This window comes from Nonomuraea sp. bgisy101 (assembly GCF_057708945.1).
On sequence record NZ_JBYITD010000114.1, the window covers coordinates 1 to 834 of the forward strand.

An 834-nucleotide genomic window follows, 5' to 3' on the forward strand; every position below is an offset into this window, starting at 1 on the left:
TCAATGCCACGACTTCGGCGGTGTACTTGAGCCCCGCTACATTGTCGGCGCGGAATCACTTGACCAGTGAGCTATTACGCACTCTTTCAAGGGTGGCTGCTTCTAAGCCAACCTCCTGGTTGTCTCTGCGACTCCACATCCTTTCCCACTTAGCACACGCTTAGGGGCCTTAGTCGGTGATCTGGGCTGTTTCCCTCTCGACTACGGAGCTTATCCCCCGCAGTCTCACTGCCACGCTCTCACTTACCGGCATTCGGAGTTTGGCTGACGTCAGTAACCTTGTCGGGCCCATCGGCCATCCAGTGCTCTACCTCCGGCAAGAAACACGCGACGCTGCACCTAAATGCATTTCGGGGAGAACCAGCTATCACGGAGTTTGATTGGCCTTTCACCCCTACACACAGGTCATCCCCCAGGTTTTCAACCCTGGTGGGTTCGGTCCTCCACGAGGTCTTACCCTCGCTTCAACCTGCCCATGCGTAGATCACTCCGCTTCGGGTCTACAGCATGCGACTCAAACGCCCTATTCAGACTCGCTTTCGCTACGGCTCCCCCACACGGGTTAACCTCGCCACACACCATAACTCGCAGGCTCATTCTTCAAAAGGCACGCAGTCACATCACACAAGAGACAAGCCCTTGTAAGCTCCTACGGCTTGTAGGCACACGGTTTCAGGTACTATTTCACGACCCCTCACCGGGGCACTTTTCACCTTTCCCTCACGGTACTAGTGCACTATCGGTCATCAGGGAGTATTTAGGCTTACCAGGTGGTCCTGGCAGATTCACACAGGATTTCTCGGGCCCCGTGCTACTTGGGATCCCCTCAAACAG

Annotated in this window: 1 rRNA gene; it reads right to left on the bottom strand. The window is 55.5% G+C overall.

Going from position 1 to position 834, the window contains the following annotated elements:
- Nucleotides 1-834 (bottom strand): 23S ribosomal RNA (locus AC3EO4_RS55670); the annotation flags it as partial.